Below are 21,072 nucleotides of genomic sequence, written 5' to 3' on the forward strand. Positions count from 1 at the left end.
CCATGCGTGAGAACGCGATGACCGCCCTTGTCACCGCGACGCCGCCGGCCGCATCGCGGTCGTGGCCGCGCCTGGACGGCTGGCTGCTGGCCGCGCTGCTCATCGCGACGGTGGTCGTGCTGCCGCTGCTGGCGCTGGCATGGACGGCGGTGCAGGGCAGCGACGGGCTGTGGTCGCACATCGCGGCCAACGTGCTGCCGCGCGCGGCCTGGAACACCTTGCTGCTGCTGCTGGGCGTGGGCGTGCTGGTGGTGTCGATCGGCACCGGCGCGGCGTGGCTGGTGACCGCCTACGAGTTCCCGGGCCGCGCCACCATGGCCTGGGCGCTGCTGTTGCCGCTGGCGGTGCCGACCTACATCGTCGCCTACGCCTACCTCGATCTGCTGCATCCGCTGGGGCCGGTGCAGGGCGCCGTGCGCGCGCTGCTCGGCTTCGACAGCCCGCGCGATTTCCGCCTGCCCGACATCCGCGGCTTGGTCGGCTGCATCGTGCTGCTGGGCTTCGTGCTGTATCCCTATGTGTACATGACCACGCGCGCGATGTTCATGACCCAGGCCGCGAGCCTGCTCGAGGCTGCGCGCACGCTTGGCTCCGGACGCGTGGCGCTGTTCACGCGCGTGGCGCTGCCGCTGGCGAGGCCGGCGATCGCGGTGGGCGCGGCGCTGGCGCTGCTGGAGACGCTCAACGACATCGGCGCCTCGGAATTCCTCGGCGTGCAGACGCTCACGGTCTCGGTCTACACCACCTGGATCACCCGCAGCGACCTGCCCGGCGCGGCGCAGATCGCGCTGGCGATGCTGCTGCTGGTGGTGCTGCTGATCGCGCTGGAACGGTATGGCCGCCGGCACCAGCGCTATGCCAGCACGCTGCGGCCGCGGCCGATGCAGCGCCAGCGCCTGCACGGCGGCGCGGCCTGGCTTGCACTGGCGCTGGCGCTGCTGCCGGTGCTGGTGGGTTTTGTCGCGCCCACCGCCTACCTGTTCGCGGAAACCTGGCAGCGGCTGGAGCAGGACGCGGGCGTGTCGCCGATGCTGTGGACGAGCGCCTGGAACACGCTGCGCGTGGCCGCACTGGCCACCGTACTCACCGTGGTCGCCGGGCTGGTGCTGGCCTGGGCCCTGCGACTTGCGCAGGCGCGCCGCGCGCCGCGCCTGGCCGCGACCGCACTGCGCCTGGGCAGCCTCGGCTATGCAGTGCCGGGAACGGTGCTGGCGATCGGACTGCTGGTGCCGCTGGCATGGTTCGATGACGGCGCCAACATCGTGCTGCAGTGGTTCGGGGGCACGCCGCGGATGCTGCTGATGGGCTCGGTGTCGGCGCTGGTGCTGGCCTATGTGCTGCGCTTTGCGATCATTGCCGCCGGCGGCGCCGAGGCCGGGCTGGCGCGCATCCCGGTCTCGCTCGACCAGGCTGCGCGCGGTCTGGGCCACGCGCCCGGCGCCATGCTGCGGCGCGTCCACCTGCCGCTGCTGCGCCCGGCGCTGGCCGCGGCCGCGCTGCTGGTGTTCGTCGATGCGATGAAGGAGCTGCCGGCGACCCTGCTGCTGCGGCCGCTGAATTTCGAGACGCTGGCCACCTGGCTGTACGCGGACGCGGCCCGCGGCGCCTACGAGGACGGTGCGGTGGCCGCGCTGCTGATCGTGCTGGCCGGATTGCTGCCGGTGATCCTGCTGGCGCGCACCGGCCTGGCCTACGGGCGCGAGGTGACGGTGCGATGAGCGCAACGATGCTCGAGCTGCGCGACATCCGCGTGTCCTATCCCACCCCGGCCGGCCCGCGCGTGGTGGTCGACGGGCTGTCGCTGGCGCTGGCCCGGGGCGAGGTCGGCTGCCTGCTCGGCGCGTCGGGCTGCGGCAAGACCACCGTGCTGCGCGCGATTGCCGGCTTCGAGCCGCTGCAGGCCGGCTCGTTGATGCTGGACGGCCAGCTGCTGTCCTCGACCACGCAGATGCTGCCGCCGGAGCGGCGCGGCGTGGGGATGATGTTCCAGGACTACGCGCTGTTCCCGCACCTGGACGTGGCGCGCAACGTCGGCTTCGGGTTGTCGCGCCAGCCGCGCCGCGAGCGCGAGGCACGCGTGGCCGAGGTTCTTGAGCTGGTCGGCCTGCCCGACCGCGCCGGCGCCTGGCCGCACGAGCTGTCCGGCGGCCAGCAGCAGCGCGTGGCGCTGGCGCGCGCGCTAGCGCCATCGCCCTCGCTGCTGTTGCTCGACGAGCCGTTTTCCAACCTCGACATCGACACCCGCGAACACCTCGCCGCCGAGCTGCGCGTGATCCTGCGCCGTACCGGCACCACCGCGCTGCTGGTGACCCACGACCAGGCCGAGGCCTTCGCCATGGCCGACGCGATCGGAGTGATGGACCAGGGCCGGATCCTGCAGTGGGCCGATGCGGCGACGCTGTACGCGCATCCGCGCGACCCCTTCGTGGCCAGCTTCATCGGACGCGGCTGCGTGCTGCCCGCGGCTGCGCTGGGCCTGGCCGGCGGTGGACGCGTGCTGCTGCGACCGGACCTGCTGCTGCCGGATCCGGCCGGGACGATCCAGGCCGAAGTGGTGACGATCTCGTTCCGCGGGCCGGGTCGGGTGGCGCTGCTGCGCCTGGGCGGTGGCGAGATGGTCGAGGCCGACCTGCCCGCGGACCTGGCGCAGGCGCCGGGCACGATGCTGGGCCTGCGGCTGGCCGACGACGGGCTGGTGCGGTTTCCGTAGTGTCACGTTTCCAACCCGACCCGATCCCAATTCCAACTCCGCTCACCGACCCCTGACCCCATGTCCCGCATGCACTTCGAGCTGATCACCACCGACGGCGCCGCGCGCCGCGGGCGCCTCACGTTTCCGCGCGGGGTGGTGGAGACGCCGGCGTTCATGCCGGTCGGCACCTATGGCACGGTCAAGGGCATGCTGCCGGGGCAGGTGCGCGACACCGGCGCGCAGATCATCCTGGGCAACACCTTCCACCTGTACCTGCGGCCCGGCCTGGAGGTGATCCAGGCGCACGGCGGGCTGCACGGTTTCGCGCGCTGGGACGGGCCGATCCTCACCGATTCGGGCGGCTTCCAGGTGTTCTCGCTGGCGCATCGACGCAAGATCACCGAAGCCGGCGTGACCTTCGCCGCGCCCACCGACGGCTCCAAGGTGTTCCTTGGCCCCGAGGAGTCGATGCACATCCAGAAGGTGCTGGGCAGCGACATCGTGATGATCTTCGACGAGTGCCCGCCGGTGCAGGTGGACGGCAAGCCGGTCGAGATGCGCGTGGTCGAGCGCTCGATGGAGCTGTCGCTGCGCTGGGCGGAGCGCTCCAGGCGCGCGCACGAGGGCAACGACGCCGCGCTGTTCGGCATCGTCCAGGGCGGCGTGCACCACGACCTGCGTACCCGCTCGGCGGAGGGTCTCAAGGCGATCGGCTTCGACGGCTACGCCATCGGTGGCCTGGCGGTGGGCGAGACCGAGGACGAGCGCAACGCGATGCTCGAGCACACCGCGCCCCAGCTGCCGGCCGACCGCCCGCGCTACCTGATGGGTGTGGGCCGGCCCGAGGACCTGGTCGAGGCGGTCGCGCGCGGCGTGGACATGTTCGACTGCGTGATGCCCACCCGCAACGCGCGCAACGGCCACTATTTCACTTCCACCGGCGTGGTCCGGGTGCGCAACGCGAAGTACGAGCGCGACCTGCGCCCGATCGAGGAGGGCTGCGGCTGCGTGGCCTGCGCCGGCGGCTACAGCCGCGCCTACCTGCGCCACCTCGACCGCTGCAACGAGATGCTGGGGCCGATCCTGGGCACCCTGCACAACCTGTGGCACTACCAGAAGCTCATGGCCGACATGCGCGCGGCGATCGCCGCGGGAACCTTTGCCGCCTTCCGCGAGTCCTTCCACGCGCTGCGCCAGCCGCGCTGACGGTCCGCGACGCGCCCCCCGGGGCGAGCTGGCCACGCCCGCGCCGCCGCTGCCGCCACCACCTCCGTTCCGGTCCAGACCGGGCCGGTCCCCGCTGCGCGGCCTGCCCGCGCAGGCCACGGCGCCGGCCAGCGGCGGCGCCGTGGCATAATTGGCCGCTGTTTTTCGACGGATCCCACCATGAACCTGCTCGACCTGCTCATTGCCCCGGCCCACGCCCAAGCCGCCGCTGCCTCCACCGGTCCCGGCCTGATGGGCGCCGTGCTTCCCTTCCTGGTCCTGTTCGCGGTCATGTACTTCCTGATGATCCGCCCGCAGATGAAGAAGCAGAAAGAGCATCGCGCGATGGTCGAGAAGCTCGCCGTCGGCGACGAGGTGATCACCAGCGGCGGCATCGCCGGCGTGGTACGCGCGCTGGGCGAGAGCTTCGTGACCGTCGAGATCGCCGATCGCGTCGAGATCCGCGTGCAGCGTGGCGCGGTGGGCAACGTGCTGCCCAAGGGCACGCTCAAGTCGGCCTGAGGCCGCGAATCACCACCGCGGCCGGTCCGCGGACGGCGTAATGCCGCATCGGCTCCCCGACCGTGTCGGGGGCCGACCCCCGGGGGTGCGCCCCCTTTCGCCAGGCGATACCCGCAATGCTCGAATTTCCCCGCTGGAAATATGCCCTCATCGTGATCGTGGTGCTGTTCAGCACGCTCTATGCGCTGCCGAACCTCTACCAGAAGGACCCCTCGGTGCAGGTCACGAAGAACCGCCCGGGTGCGGTCGTCGACGAGGCGCTGGTGCAGCGGGTGGAAGGGCTGCTGTCCGAGGCCGGCATCACGCCGCGCTCGGTCACCCTTGAAGGCGACCAGGTCCTGATCAGGCTGCCCGATGCGCCGACCCAGACCCGCGCATCCGACGTGCTGCGCCCCGCGCTGGGTCAGGATTTCTCGGCCGCACTCAACCTGGTCCCGACCACGCCGGCATGGCTGGAAAGCCTTGGCGGGCGGCCCATGTCGTTGGGCCTGGACCTGCAGGGTGGCGTGCACTTCATGATGCAGGTCGACCAGAAGGCCGCGCTGGAAAAGCGCCTGGACGGCTACGCCGACACGATCCGCACCACGCTGCGCGAGGCGCGCATCGGCTACACCGGCGCCGACCGCCGGCCGGACGGCACCATCCAGGTCACCCTGGCCAATGCCGCGGATGCGGCGCGCGCGCGCGGAGCGATCGTCACCGCGATGGGCGGGCTGGGCGGCGCGGCGCTGGGCACGGGTGCTCCGACCATTTCCGTCGACGGCAACCGCATCAGCGTGCGGCTGTCGGACGCCGAACTCGGCCGCATCGCCACCGATGCCATCGAGCAGAACCGCAACGTCATCGCCAACCGAATCAATGCCATCGGCGTGGCCGAGCCGTCGCTGCAGCGCCAGGGCGAGGATCGCCTGGTGATCCAGCTGCCGGGGCTGCAGGACACCGCCGAGGCCAAGCGCCTGATCGGCGCGACCGCGACCCTGGAGTTCCGCGCCGTCACCGGCGACGAGGCGCAGGCCGCGGCCGCGCTGGCCGACAACAACGTACCGGCCGGCTCGCGCATCTACCACGACCAGAACGGCCAGCCGCTGCTGCTGTCGCGGCGGCTGCTGGTGTCGGGCGACGAGCTGGTCAACGCGCAGCCGCAGGTCGATGCCCAGACCGGCCTGCCGGCGGTGTCGATCACGCTCAACGCCGCCGGCGGCAAGCGCATGCTCGACCACACGCTGGAAAACGTCGGCAATCGCCTCGGCATCGTCTACGTCGAGCGCATCCCGACGGTCACCGTGGTCAACGGCGAGGAAGTGCGTTCGGCACGCACCGAGGAGCGCGTGATCAGCTCGTCGACGATCCGCGGCGTGTTCGGCAAGGATTTCCAGACCACCGGCCTGAGCCGCGAAGAAGCCGCGGCGCTGGCCAAGCAGCTCAAGGCCGGCGCGCTGGCCGCGCCGATGGACTTCGTCGAGGAAGGCGTGATCGGGCCGAGCCTGGGCGCAGAGAACGTCGCACGCGGCACCCAGGCGGTGCTGTACGCGTTCATGTTCACCCTGGTGTTCTTCGCGCTGTACTACCGCATGTTCGGCCTGATCACCTGCGTGGCGCTGCTGCTCAACCTGCTGATGGTGGTGGCGGTGATGTCGCTGTTCGGCGCGACCATGACCCTGCCGGGCTTCGCCGGCCTGGCGCTGTCGATCGGCATGTCGGTGGACGCCAACGTGCTGATCAACGAACGGATCCGCGAGGAGTTGCGCGCGGGCCTGCCGCCACGCACGGCGATCGCCACCGGTTATGAAAAGGCGTCGGGCACGATCTTCGACTCCAACATGACCGCGCTGCTGGCGGGCGTGGCGCTGTATGCCTTCGGCACCGGGCCGCTGCGCGGCTTCGCGGTGACGATGGTGATCGGCATCCTGACCTCCGTGTTCACCGCGGTCACCGTCTCGCGCGGCGTCGCCACGCTGCTCTATGGCGGCAGGCGCAAACTCAAGTCGATCGCGATCTGATCGCTCGACACACTGGAAGACACATGGCTCTTTTCCCGTTGAAACTCATCCCGGCCGTCACCCACATCGATTTCATGCGGTGGCGGCATGTCACGGTCGGCTTCATGCTGGTGTTGATGGTCGCCTCGATCGTGCAGATCGCGGTCAACAGCTTCAACTTCGGGTTGGACTTCACCGGCGGCACCTCGGTGGAGCTGGTGTTCGAGAAGCCTGCCGACGTGGACGCGGTGCGCGAGCGGCTCGAGGCCGCCGGCTACCCGGGCGCGCAGGTGCAGACCATGGGCACGGCCAGCGACCTGATGATCCGTCTGCAGCCCAAGGACGGGGGCAGCGATGCCGAGGCGATCAACCGCACCGCCGACGACGTGCTGAGGTCCGCGGGCACCGAGGACAATCCCGCCACGATCAAGGGCCGCTCCTACGTCGGTCCCCAGGTCGGACAGGACCTGGCGAAGAAGGGCGTCTACGCGATCGTGTTCGTGGTGCTCGGGTTCCTGATCTACATCGGGTTCCGGTTCGAATGGAAGTTCGCGGTCTCGGCCATCGTCACCACGCTGGGCGACCTGCTGATTGTCGCCGGCTGGTTCTCGCTGGCCGGGCGTGAGTTCGACCTCACCCTGCTGGCCGGCCTGCTGACGGTGATGGGCTTCTCGATCAACGACACCATCGTGGTCTTCGACCGCGTGCGCGAGAACTTCCGCGGCATGCGCGCCGAACCGCTGGCGGTGCTCAACGCCTCGATCAACCAGACACTCTCGCGCACGATCATCACCTCGGTGGTGGCGTTCCTGACCGTGCTGGCGCTGTACGTGTACGGCGGCGGCTCGCTGGCGGGCATGTCCGAGGCGATGATGATCGGCATCGTGATCGGCACGGCATCCTCGATCCTGGTCGCCTGCCCGCTGCTCACCTTCGGCGTGCTGCGCGTGAGCAAGCAGGACCTGCTGCCAAAGGCCCGCGACGAAGAGGCACTGGCACGCCGGCCATGACGGGGGCGGTCACGCCCTGATCCATGCGAAAAGGCCGCGCAATGCGCGGCCTTTTCTTTGCCTGTTCTCACGATGGAGTTGGAGGCTGTTCAAATGGGGCCCCCGTCTTCGGGTGGACGCCGCGCCCTGTCGACCGGGGTCGCTTTTCGCTCGGTCAGGGCATCCTGCCCTGACTCGCGCGCAAAACATCCATGTTTTGCTTGTCGCGATCCCCGGTCGCCAGTGCACGGCTCACTAGGATTGGGGCTGCGACGCTTCGATGGGCAGCTTGTCGGAGCCATGCCAGTGACTGGGCGATGGGCGTTCCGGGGCGGGGGTTGCGGAGAGCAGCGCATGGATGCGCTGCGGCGGCGAGTCAGCCATGGATGGCTGACCGAGCCGAGGAGTAATCCCCGGCCTGGGACGACCCCCCGGCCGAAGGCGGGAGTCCGCCTCCGCACCATGGCAGGCTCCACGCACACGAAAGAACTCCTTTCTGCCCCGGCGCCCCGCCGCAACCTGTGCCGCTCGCCCAAGTGGGGACGCAACGCCCCAGTCGAAGATCAGTCGAACGCTGCCGCGTATCCCGACGCCACGATGGCTTTCTGCAGCGCGTCGGTCACCTTGACGTTGCCGGCCAGCAGTTGCCGGCCGGTCGCCGCGCCCGGGATATGCATCGGCGCCGTCGCGGCGCCGCGGAAGTCGGCCACGCGGCCGCCTGCCTCGCGCACCAGCAGCACGCCGGCGGCGACGTCCCAGGCCTGCACGCCGCCCTCGAAGTAGGCGTCGCAGCGGCCGGCTGCGACCCAGGCCAGGTCGAGCGCGGCCGAACCGGTGCGGCGCACGTCCTCGGCTTCGGCCATCAGCAGCTTCAGGCAGTCCAGCTGCGCGCCGATGCGCTTGCGCTCGCGCGGCGCGAAGCCGGTTGCCAGCATCGCGCCGGACAGGTCCCTGCGCTCGGACACCCGGATGCGCTTCTCGTTGAGCTGGGCGCCGCCGCCGCGACTGGCGGTGAACAGCTCGTTGCGCAGCGGGTCGAACACCACCGCGTGCAGCGGCTCCGGGCCTTCGCACAGCGCCAGCGACACGCACCAGTGCGGAATGCCGTGCAGGTAGTTGCTGGTGCCGTCGAGCGGATCGATGACCCAGGTATAGCGGCTGGGGCCACGGTTGCCCTTCTGCGCGCCGCCTTCCTCGCCGAGGATGGCGTAGTCCGGATTGGCCCGGCGCAGTTCCTTGATGATCGCTTCCTCGGCCAGCCCGTCCACTTCGCTGGCGTAGTCCATGCGGTCCTTTTCCACCACGTTCAGCGCGTCCAGGCGGTGCATGTGGCGCAGCAGCACGTTGCCCCCGGCGCGCGCGGCCTTGACCATGACATTGACGGCGGGGGCAAGCATCGGGGGGAACTCCGTGGGGGCGCGGCGGGCGGCGGGTGGAAAGAGCGGACCGGCGCGAGGGCCGGGCGCGCAGTTTACCATCCGCGCCATGAGCGAATTCCTGCACGCGGCCGACCACATCCGCATCGTCCTGGTCGGCACCCAGCATCCCGGCAACATCGGAGCGGCGGCGCGCGCGATGAAGACGATGGGGCTGGGCCGGCTGGTGCTGGTGGCGCCCGAACGGTTTCCCCACGCCGATGCGTCGGCGATGGCGGCCGGCGCCGACGACGTGCTTGAAGCCGCGACACGGGTATCGAGCCTCGCCGAGGCAGTGGCCGACTGTCGCCTGGTGCTGGGCTGCACCGCGCGCAGCCGGCGCGTGGCGCTCGACGAACTGCTGCCGGCCGATGCCGCCGCGCGCTTGCTGGGCGCGGCCGGCGGCGGCACCGCGGCGGCCCTGGTGTTCGGCCGGGAGCGTACCGGCCTGGACAACACCGAGCTGCAGCTCTGCCATGCGGCGGTGCACATCCCGGCCGATCCGGTGTACAGCTCGCTCAACCTCGCCGCGGCGGTGCAGGTGCTGTCGTACGAATTGCGCATTGCAATGCTCGGGTTGCGCGGGGCCACGCAGGCGCCGCTGCCCGCAGTGGCCGCCGATGGCGACCTGCCGGCGAGCCACGCGGAACTCGAGGGATTCTTCGCGCAGCTTGGCGACACCCTGGATGCGATCGATTTCCACAAGGGTCGCGCGCCGCAGTCGGCGATGCGCAAGCTGCGCCGGATCTTCCTGCGCAGCCGCCTCGACGATCGCGACGTGCGCCTGCTGCGCGGCGTGCTGGCCGACGCCCAGCGCATGGCGCGGCTGGCGGGCGAACGCAACGGCTGAGCCGTTGCGAGGCCGTTGCTGCGGTCGCCCACCGTGTGCGGGGCCACGGCAGGACATCGAATGTCCCGCGATGACCCGGCCATCCGCATCGCAAACCCGTGCGCAGCGCGAACAGTCGCTACCGGCGAAGGCGGTTTTCGGCTAGGCTCGCCGCGGTACCCGTGCCCGAGCCGAATCCGGAACCGTCCCTTGCCTGCGTCTCCAGCCGGTTCCCATCGCCTCCTGCTTCTGCTGGTGCTCTGGTTCGCCTCCCTGGCGCCGGCGCTGGCCGACGATGGCGTGCTTGTGCTTGGACGCATCAGCGACGACCCCAAGGCCCACTACGAGCAGCTCAAGCCGCTGCTCGACTACGTGGTGCCGCGCATGGCCGACGTCGGCATCCGCGAGGGGCGCGTGCTGATGGCGCGCGATGTGCAGCAGATGCAGAGCTACATGCGCCGGGGCCGCGTCGACTGGGTGACCGAAACCGCCGGCACCGCGATGGTGCTGGCCGACCGCGCCGGGGCGCTGCCCCTGCTGATGACCGAACGCGACGGCGTGGACCGCTACCGGACGATCTTCTTCGTCCGCAACGACAGCCCGGTGCGCGAACTGGCCGACCTGCGCGGCCACAGCATCGCGTTCCAGAACCGCTCCTCCACCAGCGCCTACTACGTGCCGGCGGACGAACTGCTCGGGATCGGCCTGCGCCTGGAGGTCCTGCTTTCGCCGATGGACCGGCCCGGCGCGGATTCGGTCGGTTACGTGTTCGGGCGTTCCGAACTCAATGTGTCGGCCTGGGTGCACAAGGGCCTGGTCGATGCCGGCGCGATGAGCAACCTGGACTGGGTCAATCCGCAGCGGGTGCCGCCCTCGTACCGCCGCGACTTCCGCATCGTGCGCGAGACCGGCGAATTCCCGCGCGCGCTGGAGATGGTGCGCGGCGATCTCGATCCGAGGGTGCGCGAGCGGCTGCGCGAAGTGCTGCTCGGCGCCGCCGCCGATCCGGACGCGGACGAGGCGCTGCTGCGGTTCTTCAAGACCACGCGCTTCGCGCCAATCGACGATGACATCGCGGCCGGGTTGCGACGCCTGCGCCTGGGCGTGGCGCGCGTGGTCCGGGAGGTCGAGTGAACAAGCCGCGCTTCGGCCTGCAGGCCCGGTTCGCGCTGCTCGGTGCCTTCGTGCTGCTGGCAACGCTGTTGCTGGTGGCGCTGGTGCTGCAGCGGCAGAACGAGCTGCACGGCGAGGTGCAGACGCTGGGCCTGCAGGCGATCGACGATTTTTCTTCGCGGCGCCTGCTGTCGCAGGGCCGGGCGCAGGTGGTGCAGCTGGCCGACTCGCTGGTCAATCCGCTGTACTACTTCGACCTGGAGGCGATCGGTTCGGCGCTGGGCAACGTGCTGCGCCAGCCGGACGTGGCCTACGTCATCGTCTACGACAACGAAGGCCAGGTGATCCACGACGGCAGCCCGGACATCTCGACCTATGGCCAGGCGATGTCCGATCCCTTCGCCTACGAGGTGCTGTCGATCAACGGCCCCCACGTGCAGACCGGCGAGCAGTTGCTCGACGTCGCCGCGCCGATCCGGATGGGCGACCAGCGCCTGGGTGGCGTACGGGTGGGCTATTCGCTGGAGGCGGTGAAGGCCGACGAGCGCCAGATCGGCGGCATCATGTCGGGGCGCCTGGGCGAGGTCAGCCGTGGCCAGCTGCTGTGGCTCGGGCTGCTGCTCGCCGGCCTGGTCGCGTTGCTGGCGGCGATCGGCCTGGTCGTGCAGCGCAAGCTGGTCTCGCCGATCCGGCAGCTGGCCGACGCCGCACGCGGGATCGAGGCGGGCGATTTCGCGGCGGTCGTGCCGGTCACCCGCCGTGCCGACGAGATCGGCGAGCTGGTGCGTGCGTTCACGCACATGCGCGACAGCATCGCGCGGCATGACCGCGATATCCGCCGCATGGCCTACACCGATGCGTTGACCGGGCTGTCGAACCGGCTGGCGTTCCGCGAGATGCTCGACCAGCGCGTGGCCGAGAGCAATGGCGCGGCGCGGCAGCTGGCGCTGCTGTTCACCGACATCGACGACTTCAAGCGCGTCAACGACACGATCGGCCATGATGCCGGCGACGAAGTGCTGATGCAGTTCGCCGGCCGCATCGGCGAGGTCATCGACGCGCACGGCGGCCCCGGTGCGGAACTGTCGCGCTTTGGCGGCGACGAGTTCGTGATCCTGCTGCAGGGCGAGCCGGGCAGCGATATCCGCGAGCGCGCCGGGCACCTGGCCGACGTGCTGGTGGCCGAGCTGGGCCGGTCTATCCCGGTGCGCGGGCGCCCGGTGTTCCTGGGCATCTCGATCGGCATCGCGCTGTTCCCGGACGACGCGACAGACGTGCCGTCGCTGTTGAAGAACGGCGACATCGCCATGTACCAGGCCAAGGTCGCCGGCAAGAGCTGCTACCGCTTCTACAGCCGGGTGATGGACCAGGCGGTCGAGCGGCGCGTGCGCATGGAGCAAGACCTGCGCGGCGCGTGGGAGCGCGGCGAGCTGAGCCTGGCGTACCAGCCGCTGTACCGGCTGTCGGACGGCAAGCTGGTCGGCGCCGAAGCGCTGCTGCGCTGGCGGCATCCGGAGCACGGCCAGGTCTCGCCCGCGCTGTTCGTCGACGTGGCCGAGCAGAGTGGCCTTATCGAGGTCATCGGGCCGCAGGTGATGCGCGCGGCGTGCATCGACGCGCGCGGCTGGCAGCGCGCCGTGGCCGGTGCGCAGGGGCTGTTCGTGTCGGTCAACGTGTCGCCGCGGCAGCTGCGCGCGGGCGACCTGGCCGCACACACCGAGGCGGTGCTGCGTGAGACCGGGCTCGCGCCGCAGCACCTGCACATCGAGCTGACCGAGACCGCGGTGATCGCCGACGAGGCGCGCGTGAGCAGCGTGCTGGCGCGGCTGCGCAACACCGGGGTGAAGGTCTGGCTGGACGATTTCGGCACCGGCTTCTCGGGCCTGAGCCACCTGCGCCGGGTGCCGGTGGACGGGGTCAAGATCGACCGCAGCTTCATCGCCGACGTGCTGCGCGATCCGGACGACCTCGCGCTCACCACCGCGATCATCGCGATGGCCCATTCGCTGGGCATCCAGGTTGTCGCCGAGGGCGTGGAGAAGGAGGGGCAGTACGCCATCCTGCGCGAACGCGGCTGCGACATGGCCCAGGGTTTCTGGCTCGGCCACCCGGTGGCCAATGCGGAGTTCGTGCGGCTGCTGGGGTAGGGTGCGACGCGGTGAGGTCACGCCCTTCGGATGGGCCGCAGCGCCGCGCGGGGACATGGCGCACCGCTCGGGCAGACATCCATGTCCGCACTCGCGGCCGCGGCACATCCATGTGCCGCTTGCGCCATGTCCCCGCGCGTCCCCGCGGCTTCGTGGCCCGGGGTACTTCGCTTCGACGTGCGCAGTGATGTGCTGACGCGGTGCGGCTGCGCCTTGGTGGACCTGGATGAACAGCGGGATGCGAACCGCGTGGGCGGCCGCCTGTCGCTTCAGGCGAACAGGCCGCCCAGCCACTGCGTGGCCGCCGCTGCCAGCGTGCCGCTGAGGATGCCGAACACGACGATCGCGACGATGCCTGCGGTCCAGCAGACCAGCATCAGCCCGCCGTCGCGCTCGAGCAGGGCGAAGGCGTAGACCAGCAGCAGGCTGCCGAACAGGTAGTTGGTGAACGGGATCGGCAGCGCCAGCAGGATGCCCAGCAGCACCAGCAGCAGGCCGGTGAACATCGAGGCGGCGCGGTGTTCGATGACCGCGGTCAGGCGCGGCTTGACCACGCGTTCGAGCCGGGTCAGCCAGGGATCGAGCGTGCGCTGGAACCCCTGCAGCGTGGCGCGGCGTGGGCCGCGGCGGGCGACGAAACGCGGCAGCCACAGCCTGCGCATCCCGACCAGCAGGTGGACCCCGACCAGCATCGTCGCCGGACCGCTGATCGCGCCGGCCACGCCCGGGATCGGGATGAACGCTGGCAGGGTCGAGACGAACAGCAGCATCCCGAACACCTGCCGGCTCAGCCCGGCCAGCAGGTCCTCCAGCCGCAGGTGGTCTTCGCCGTTGCCGCTGGCCAGGGCGTCGAACAGTTCCCGCGTACCCAGGGGTCCCGACGCCGCGCGACCGGTGGATGCGGCGGCGTCCTCAGTGTCCACGGTCGCTCGCATCCACACGCTGCAACAGCAGCTTGTCGATCCGAGGGCCATCCAGGTCGACCACCTCGATGCGCCAACCGCTCCATTCGAAGTGCTCGCCCACGTTGGGGATCCGCCCGAAGCGCGCGATCACCATGCCGGCCGCGGTGTGGTAGTCGTGATCTTCCTCGCCGGGCAGGGCGCCGAGGCCGATCAGTTCGCGCACCGTCTCCACCGAAGCGCCGCCGTCGACCAGCAGCGAGCCGTCGTCGCGGGTGGTGATCTGCGACACCGCATCGGCGCCCTCGCCGGTCTGGGTGCGGCCGATCACCGCCTCGAGCACGTCGTTGACCGTCACCAGCCCGGCCACGTCGCCGTATTCGTCCACCACCAGCGCCAGCGAGTACTGCTCCTCGCGCAGGATCTCCAGCACCTTGAGCGCGGGCGTCGATTCGGACACGAACAGCGGCTCGCGCAGGTACTTGAACAGGTCGAACTCGGGCTCCTCCAGGCGGTCGATCAGCGACTTGACCTCGAGGATGCCGACCACGTCGGCATCGTTGCCGCGGTACACCGGATAGCGCGAGAACGGGGTGGCGCGCATCACCGCCAGGTTCTCGTCGAAGCCCTCGGCGACGTCCAGCCAGGCGATGCGCGTGCGCGGCGTCATCAGGCTGGCCGCGGTGCGGTCGCCCAGGCGCAGCACACGATTCATCATGTTGCGCTCGTCCGAGTCGATCACGCCCTGCTCATGGCTTTCGCTCACCAGCAGGCGGATCTCCTCTTCGGTGACCTGCGCGGCCTCGGTCTTGTGCAGCCGCAGCAAGCGCAGCAAGGCGCGCACGGACGTGGTCAGCAGCCAGACGGCGGGCGTCGCGATCCGCGAGAGCCCGTGCATCGGCAGGGCGATGATGGACGCCAGCCGTTCCGGGGCCAGCAGCGCCAGGCGCTTGGGCAGCAGCTCGCCCAGGACGATGGTGAGGAAGGTGATCAGTCCCACCGCCACGACGAGGCCAACGGTGCCGGCGTAGCTGCCCAGCGCGGGCACGTTCTGCACGAGCCAGCCGCCGATGGTCGCGCCGATGGCGTCGCCGCCGAACATGCCGGTGAGGATGCCGATCAGCGTGATACCCACCTGCACGGTGGACAGGAAGCGCTCGGGGTGCTCGGCCAGCTCCAGCGCCTTGCGCGCGCCGCGGTGGCCCGCCGCCATCTGCCGCAGGCGGCCCTTGCGCGAGGTGACCACCGACATCTCCGACAGTGCGAAGAAGGCGTTGCAGCCGATCAGGACCAGGACGATGAGCAGCTCAAGCATCGCGGACCTGCGCGGCTGGATGCGTGGCCGGAGCCGCTGCGGATGCCGTTCGCGCGACGCTCAATGCAGGCGCCGGGCGGATGGGACGGTCATTGCTTGGCCAGCGGAGAGGCGGGGGAGGGTCGTCGTCCATGGGGCGGCGGCGCGGCACGGGGGCGCGGCAGCGGATCATAACACCCTGTCCGGCAAGGCCATCTCGCATGCGGGAACTTGCGGCGATGGCCGTGGGCGTCATCGAACGGTCATAATTCCGCCCCGAAGGCCGTCCACCCCGAGACGGCGGGATCTTCCGATGTTCTCCTTGCAGACCATGTTCGGCCAGGGCAACCAGTTCTATTCGCTGCTCGAGGACGCCGCGGTGGCAGCCAACGACGCGGCCAGGGCCCTGCACGCCATGCTCAAGGAGGCCGACCGCCAGCCGGCGCTGGATGCCTTCAAGCTCGCCCGGCTGCGCGAGCGCGAAGCCTCGGACAAGATCAGCCAGGCGCTGGTGGACAGCTTCATCACCCCGATCGAGCGCGAGGACATCGAGGCGCTGGGCTCGGCCCTGTACAAGATCCCCAAGCAGATCGAGAAGTTCGCCGACCGCTACTCGCTGGCCACCCAGCACCTGGAGCACATCGATTTCGCGCCGCGCGCGGCGATGCTCGAACAGGCCTCCGAAGTGGTGGTGCAGATGGTCAAGGCCCTGCGCCCGATGAAGCTCGAGCCGATGAAGGCGCTCAACGACCGGCTGCGCTCACTGGAGAACGAGGCCGACCGGCTGATGCTCGAGCTGTACCGCGACATCTATTCGGGCAGGCTCGATCCGCTGCAGATGTTCCTGCTCAAGGAATTCTTCGAGATCCTGGAAAAGGCGATCGACCGCTGCCGCGAGGCCGGCGTGGTCGCCTACGAAATCGTGCTCAAGAACTCCTGACCGGGCCGCGACGATGCTGACCCTGGTCCTGATCGTGGTGATCACCGCGCTGGTGTTCGAGTACATCAACGGTTTCCACGACACCGCCAACTCGATCGCGACCGTGGTCGCGACCAAGGTGCTCTCGCCGATGCAGGCGGTGGGCCTGGCAGCCTCCATGAACCTGATTGGCGCGCTGGCCGGCACAGCGGTGGCCAAGACCATCGCGTCGGGGCTGATCGACGCCGGCGTGATCGAGGTCGGTTCGCAGCTGATCCTGTGCGCGCTGTTGGGCGGCATCACCTGGAACCTGGTCACCTGGTGGTTCGGGCTGCCGTCCTCGTCCTCGCATGCGCTGATTGGCGGCCTGATCGGCGCGGCGCTGGCGGCGGCTTACAACGACGTCGGCGTGGTGATCTGGTCGGAGCCGGCCGAGCCGATCTACCACAGCGCCGGCGTGCTGTGGAAGGTGGTCGTGCCGATGGTGTCCTCGCCGGTGCTGGGCTTCGCGGCCGGCTTCCTGATGATGGGCGTGCTGTTCTTCGTGATTTCGATGATGGCGCGCAGCGGCGGGGTGCTGGCATGGCTCGCGCGGCCGCGCTGGGTCAACGGCTTCTTCGGCAAGGCGCAGATCGTCAGCGCCGCCGGCATGGGCTTTGCCCACGGCATGAACGATGCGCAGAAGACCATGGGCATCATCGCGCTCACCCTGGTCAGCGCGCAGGCGGCCGGCACGCTGGACGATCTGCCGGGCTGGCTGGCGTTCCTGCACCCGTCCGAAGGCGCGCTGGTCGATGGCGACATCGAAACCTGGATCAAGGTGAGCTGCGCCCTGGTGATGGCGGCCGGCACCGCCGCCGGCGGCTGGCGGATCATCAAGACGCTTGGCCACAAGCTGGTCAAGCTGCATCCGATCCACGGTTTCGCGGCCGAGACCAGCGCCGCCTCGGTGATCCTGGCGGCCTCGTCGCTGGGCATCCCGGTCTCGACCACGCACAACATCTCGGCGGCGATCATGGGCGTGGGCACGGCCAAGCGCCTGAACGCGATCAACTTGACCGTGGTCCACAAGATGATCTGGGCCTGGATCCTGACCATCCCGATGTCGGCCGGCATCGCCTACGGCCTGTTCCGGCTGATGCAGGGCATGGGCTGGGCGTAAGGCGCGGGGTTGGGGTCAGAGTCCCTTTTCGCTCTGGCAACGTACTGCACCCGCGATATCACACAGCGAAAAGGGACTCTGACCCCGGTTTCCAGTTTTGATCCGACCCCGGTTTCCCTACAGCAGGTCGCCTTCGGCCGAGAGCGCGCGCTCCAGGCGGTCGCCCATGCCGCCGATCTCGTACAGGACCCGGCCGACTTCGGCGGCGGTCAGGCCGTCGTAGGGGCGGTTCTCGCACAGCTGCAGGTAGGGCACGCCATCGAGTTCGCCGATGGCCAGGTAGCCCACGCGCGTACTCCAGTTGAAGGCAAGCGCGCGGCGCGCGTCGATGCCGGTGATCGGCGCGATCACGGTGCTGGTGCGCAGGTAGTTGCGGCCATCGTCGTCCTGGATCTCGGACAGGAAGATCGCCTGGTGGCGGCGCCCCGCGTCGAGCGTCAGCTCCACGCACATCACGTACGGCTCCTGCATGGTGACCCGGAACTCGCCGCCGAGGAGGTGACCGCGGATCTGTTCGAAGTTCTGCATGGCGCGGATGGCTCGCACGGACGGAACGGATATCCTAGTCGCCGATGGACGCCGTGTCTGCCGACCTGCCCGCCGCCCGCATCATGGCCGCGATCCGTGACGTGCCGCGTGGCGCGGTTGCCGGCTACGGGCAGATCGCGCGCCGCGCCGGCCTGCCCGGGCGCGCGCGGATGGTGGCGCGGCTGCTGTCCGGCAACGAGGACGATACGCTGCCCTGGCACCGCATCCTGCGCAGCGACGGGAAGATCGCATTTCCGCCGGGCTCGCCTGGCTTCCGTGAACAGGTGCGGCGGCTGCGCGCGGAAGGCGTGGTGCTGGAGAAGGGCCGCGTGCGCATGCCGCGCGCCGATGCGGACGACGACCTGGATGCCGCGCTGTGGGGGCCGGGCGCCTGAGCGCCGCGATATCCGCGGGAAAGACCATCCCGCCGCGCGTCGACCGGCCGCGCAGGCATCCACCGTTATCATGGACGACCGTGCAGGAGCGCCGATGTTCACCAACCTTCCCCCCGTCACCAAGGCCCTGCTGATCGCCAATTGCGCGGTCTTCGCGCTGCAGCTGCTGCTCGGGTCCGCGCTCGATCCGCTGATGCTCTGGCCCTGGTTGCCGTCCGAGCTGGCGCCGTATGCGCAGCAGGGGTTCATGCCCTGGCAGCTGCTCACCCACGGCTTCATGCACAGCCCCGGCAACATCGCGCACCTGCTGTTCAACATGCTGGCGCTGCTGATGTTCGGCGCGCAGCTCGAATACACGTGGGGCCAGCGCCGGTTCCTGACCTATTTCCTGGTGTGCGTGGTCGGCGCCGGGCTGTGCCAGCTGGCGGTGGTGTCCTGGGGGGTGCGCAACGGTGGCGGCTTCTACCCCACGCTGGGCGCATCGGGCGGCGTGTTCGGGCTGCTGCTCGCCTACGGCATGCTGTTCCCGAACCAGCGGGTGATGCTGCTGATCCCGCCGGTGCCGATGAAGGCGCGCACGCTGGTGATCGTCTACGGCCTGGTCGAACTGGTGCTCGGCGTCACCGGCACGCGTTCGGGCGTGGCCCACTTCGCGCACCTGGGCGGCATGCTGTTCGGCTGGCTGCTGATCCGGCACTGGCGCGGCCAGCCGCCGTTCGGCGGCAGGCGCATCCGGCGCGTGGTCTAGGAAACACCCACGGGGCGGGATGAGTCGTTGGGGTGGCGATCGCGGCTGAAGCCGCTCCTACAACAGGAACGGTTCGCCTTCGCCGTGCTGCTTGTAGGAGCGGCTTCAGCCGCGAACACCGCGGCGCGATGCCGGGATCGCGCGCCATTCGTGAGCGCGCGACTGAAGCCTTCCTACAGGGGCGTTCACTCAGCGCCAGATCGAAACCTGCTCCTCGGGCTTGCGCGTCATCGCGTTGCTCGCCTTGCACTTGAACGTCTCGACGAAGGCCGGATGGTTGACCAGCGGCCCGTTCGCGCGCCACTGGCCCGGTGCATGGGGCCGGGTCGAGGCGTCCTGGGTCGCGGTGTCCGCCGCCAGCTGTTCGCGCCACAGCCCGGCCCAGGCGCCGAAGAACGACTCGCGCGCGGCGTTGTCGAGCGTCGGCTGGGCGCTGGCGAGGGCGTCGAAGGCCAGCTCAACCGCGGCCAGGTCGGCGACGTTCTGCTCGCGCGTCAGCGCGGCGTCGACGCGCAGCCCGGTCGTGGCCGGATAGGGGTAGGACGCGTACTGCGTGGCCAGCTGGTTGGCACGGGCGGCGAACGCAGCCTCGTCTTCCGGTGTCCACCAGCTGCGCACGTTACCCGAGGCATCGACCAGCTGGCCCTTGAGGTCGACCGCGCGGCTGAGTTCGTGGCCGACCAGGGCGCCGAAGCTGCCGTACTGCGCGGCCATGTCCTGCTCCATGTCCAGCACCGGCGCCTGCAGCGCGGCGGCGGAGACGACCAGCCGGTTGTGGGCCAGGTCGTAGGCCAGCGCAGGTTCCTGCGGCAGCAGGTCCCAGCGTCGATGCGCGTCGGCGCGGCCGATGCGGCGCATCTCTTCGCGATGGTGCCAGGTCGATGCGATCAGCATGTTGCTGCCGAAGCTGGTGCGCCCCATCGGCTGCACGGTGTAGTCGATGTCGTCGCGCGGGGCGCCGACCTCGATGGCGAGCGATTCCAGCTTGGCCTTGGCCTCGGTGCGCGCGGCGTCCGACATCCAGCTGTTGCGCTCGACCGCGCGCAGCAGGGCGCCACGCACATCGCCGGCGATGGATTCGGCGCGCGAGCGGGTGGTCTCGGGCAGGAACCTGGCGACGTATTCGCGCGCCATCATCGGGCCGGCGGCGCGGTTGATCGCATCCAGCACCTGTGCGTCGCGCACCGGCGGTGCCGACCAGCCGCGCAGCACGCGGCCGTTGAAGGAGAAGTCGGCGTCGCGGAAATCCTTCGACAGGTACGGCGCCATCGCGTTGCCGATCTGGTAGCGCAGGTAGACCTTCCACTGCGCCGGCTTGAGCGTGCGCACCAGGCCGTCGAGCTGGGTGAAGTAGTCGGGGTGGACCATCGAGACCGATTCGGCGGTGACGCCCTGGGCCTCCAGGAAGTCGGCCAGCTGCAGGTTGCGGAACTGCTTGGCGAAGCCTGCGGTCGGCACCGGCGCAAAGTTCTCGCGTGGGTCGCGCAGCGAGGTGATCGGGCGCGACAAGCGCGCGATGCGGGTTTCCAGGTCCAGCACCAGCGCCATCTCGTCCTTGAGCTGGTCGGCGGGCGTGCCGGTGAGGGCGAGGATCTTCTCGACGTACTCGGTGTAGCGGCCGAGCAGGGCGCGGGTGTCGGCGTCCTCGCGGGTGTAGAAGGCCGGATCGGGCAGGGCCAGGCCGCCCTGCGAGAAATAGCCGACATGGCGGTTGAAGTCGCCCATGTCGATGTCGGCAGTGAAGTTGAACGCCACCGGGATCCCGACCTGGTGCAGGGCGGCGATCGACGGCGCCACATCCTTGCTGCGCTTGATGGCGTTGATGCGGCTGATCAGCGAGGCGATCGGCTGGGCGCCGTCGCGTTCGATCGCCGCCTCGTCGATGCCGCTCGCCCAGAAGTCGCCAAGCAGGCGCTGCACGTCGTTCTGCGGGTTCAGCACGGCCTCGTCGAGCAGGGCCCGCTGCTGCAGCAGTGCGCGCTGGCCCAGGGTGCCGAGCGCCGAAACCCGGCCGCTGCCGGCGACGACGGTATTGGCGGCCAGCCAGTCCTTGTTGACGAAGCTGTAGAAGTCACTGCACGCGGTGATCGCGGGCGTCGCCGGCTGCGCGGCGCGGCGCTTGCGCTGGGCGTCGGCATCACTGGACGCCAGCACCAGCACGAGACTGGCGGCGAGGGCAACGACAAGCGGCTTCTGGATCGGCATGGAGCAGGTCCGGGATGACGGGGAGCC

Annotated in this window: 18 protein-coding genes; 13 read left to right on the forward strand and 5 right to left on the reverse strand. The window is 70.0% G+C overall.

Going from position 1 to position 21,072, the window contains the following annotated elements; genetic code table 11:
* Nucleotides 1-17: 17 nt before the first annotated feature.
* The 6 genes from ACW5DW_RS10335 to secF all read left to right on the forward strand — a co-directional run bounded on the left by ACW5DW_RS10335 (nt 18) and on the right by secF (nt 7,409).
* Nucleotides 18-1,718, forward strand: a complete 1,701-nt coding sequence (locus ACW5DW_RS10335; protein ID WP_457018754.1) for an ABC transporter permease — start codon at nt 18-20, stop codon at nt 1,716-1,718.
* Nucleotides 1,715-2,710, forward strand: a complete 996-nt coding sequence (locus ACW5DW_RS10340; protein ID WP_457018755.1) for an ABC transporter ATP-binding protein — start codon at nt 1,715-1,717, stop codon at nt 2,708-2,710. Before ACW5DW_RS10335 ends, ACW5DW_RS10340 begins: the two co-directional genes overlap by 4 nt.
* A gap of 60 nt (nt 2,711-2,770) precedes the next feature.
* Complete coding sequence (gene tgt / locus ACW5DW_RS10345; RefSeq protein WP_457018756.1) at nt 2,771-3,898, forward strand: tRNA guanosine(34) transglycosylase Tgt; 1,128 nt, start codon at nt 2,771-2,773, stop codon at nt 3,896-3,898.
* Nucleotides 3,899-4,078: 180 nt separating this feature from the next.
* Nucleotides 4,079-4,420, forward strand: coding sequence for a preprotein translocase subunit YajC (gene yajC / locus ACW5DW_RS10350; RefSeq protein ID WP_457018757.1), 342 nt, complete (start codon nt 4,079-4,081; stop codon nt 4,418-4,420).
* A 116-nt stretch (nt 4,421-4,536) separates the two neighbouring features.
* A complete protein-coding gene (secD, locus tag ACW5DW_RS10355) occupies nt 4,537-6,420 on the forward strand; it encodes a protein translocase subunit SecD (protein WP_457018758.1) in 1,884 nt (627 codons plus the stop codon).
* A 23-nt stretch (nt 6,421-6,443) separates the two neighbouring features.
* Nucleotides 6,444-7,409, forward strand: coding sequence for a protein translocase subunit SecF (secF, locus tag ACW5DW_RS10360; RefSeq protein WP_457018759.1), 966 nt, complete (start codon nt 6,444-6,446; stop codon nt 7,407-7,409).
* 542 nt (nt 7,410-7,951) lie between these two features.
* Here secF and ACW5DW_RS10365 read toward each other — a convergent pair.
* Nucleotides 7,952-8,785 (reverse strand): inositol monophosphatase family protein, encoded by an 834-nt coding sequence (locus tag ACW5DW_RS10365; protein WP_457018760.1) that lies wholly within the window; start codon nt 8,783-8,785, stop codon nt 7,952-7,954.
* Between the two features lie 88 nt (nt 8,786-8,873).
* Here ACW5DW_RS10365 and ACW5DW_RS10370 point away from each other — a divergent pair, with 88 nt between their 5' ends.
* The 3 genes from ACW5DW_RS10370 (at nt 8,874) to ACW5DW_RS10380 (ending at nt 12,892) form a co-directional block, all read left to right on the forward strand.
* Nucleotides 8,874-9,653 carry an RNA methyltransferase gene (locus ACW5DW_RS10370; RefSeq protein WP_457018761.1) on the forward strand — a complete coding sequence of 260 codons (780 nt, stop codon included), beginning with the start codon at nt 8,874-8,876 and terminating at the stop codon, nt 9,651-9,653.
* A gap of 189 nt (nt 9,654-9,842) precedes the next feature.
* A complete protein-coding gene (locus ACW5DW_RS10375; RefSeq protein ID WP_457018762.1) occupies nt 9,843-10,766 on the forward strand; it encodes a phosphate/phosphite/phosphonate ABC transporter substrate-binding protein in 924 nt (307 codons plus the stop codon).
* Nucleotides 10,763-12,892 (forward strand): putative bifunctional diguanylate cyclase/phosphodiesterase, encoded by a 2,130-nt coding sequence (locus ACW5DW_RS10380; protein WP_457018763.1) that lies wholly within the window; start codon nt 10,763-10,765, stop codon nt 12,890-12,892. Before ACW5DW_RS10375 ends, ACW5DW_RS10380 begins: the two co-directional genes overlap by 4 nt.
* A 269-nt stretch (nt 12,893-13,161) precedes the next feature.
* Here the strand turns inward: ACW5DW_RS10380 and ACW5DW_RS10385 are convergent, their stop codons facing one another.
* Nucleotides 13,162-13,815 (reverse strand): exopolysaccharide biosynthesis protein, encoded by a 654-nt coding sequence (locus tag ACW5DW_RS10385; RefSeq protein WP_457018764.1) that lies wholly within the window; start codon nt 13,813-13,815, stop codon nt 13,162-13,164.
* Nucleotides 13,805-15,109 carry a hemolysin family protein gene (locus tag ACW5DW_RS10390; RefSeq protein ID WP_457018765.1) on the reverse strand — a complete coding sequence of 435 codons (1,305 nt, stop codon included), beginning with the start codon at nt 15,107-15,109 and terminating at the stop codon, nt 13,805-13,807. Before ACW5DW_RS10390 ends, ACW5DW_RS10385 begins: the two co-directional genes overlap by 11 nt.
* A gap of 292 nt (nt 15,110-15,401) precedes the next feature.
* On the opposite strand from ACW5DW_RS10390, the gene ACW5DW_RS10395 reads away from it, so the two are divergent.
* Complete coding sequence (locus ACW5DW_RS10395; protein WP_457018766.1) at nt 15,402-16,028, forward strand: DUF47 domain-containing protein; 627 nt, start codon at nt 15,402-15,404, stop codon at nt 16,026-16,028.
* Nucleotides 16,029-16,041: 13 nt separating this feature from the next.
* Complete coding sequence (locus ACW5DW_RS10400) at nt 16,042-17,169, forward strand: anion permease (protein ID WP_457018767.1); 1,128 nt, start codon at nt 16,042-16,044, stop codon at nt 17,167-17,169.
* Nucleotides 17,170-17,286: 117 nt separating this feature from the next.
* On the opposite strand, the gene ACW5DW_RS10405 is transcribed toward ACW5DW_RS10400, so the two are convergent.
* A complete protein-coding gene (locus ACW5DW_RS10405) occupies nt 17,287-17,715 on the reverse strand; it encodes a hypothetical protein (protein ID WP_457018768.1) in 429 nt (142 codons plus the stop codon).
* Nucleotides 17,716-17,741: 26 nt separating this feature from the next.
* On the opposite strand from ACW5DW_RS10405, the gene ACW5DW_RS10410 reads away from it, so the two are divergent.
* Nucleotides 17,742-18,092, forward strand: coding sequence for an MGMT family protein (locus ACW5DW_RS10410; protein WP_457018769.1), 351 nt, complete (start codon nt 17,742-17,744; stop codon nt 18,090-18,092).
* A gap of 94 nt (nt 18,093-18,186) precedes the next feature.
* A complete protein-coding gene (locus ACW5DW_RS10415; RefSeq protein ID WP_457018770.1) occupies nt 18,187-18,840 on the forward strand; it encodes a rhomboid family intramembrane serine protease in 654 nt (217 codons plus the stop codon).
* A 189-nt stretch (nt 18,841-19,029) separates the two neighbouring features.
* On the opposite strand, the gene ACW5DW_RS10420 is transcribed toward ACW5DW_RS10415, so the two are convergent.
* Entirely contained in the window at nt 19,030-21,045 is a 2,016-nt protein-coding gene (locus tag ACW5DW_RS10420; RefSeq protein WP_457018771.1) for a M13 family metallopeptidase, read from the reverse strand.
* Nucleotides 21,046-21,072: the final 27 nt, after the last annotated feature.

Source organism: Luteimonas sp. A482, from assembly GCF_054072655.1.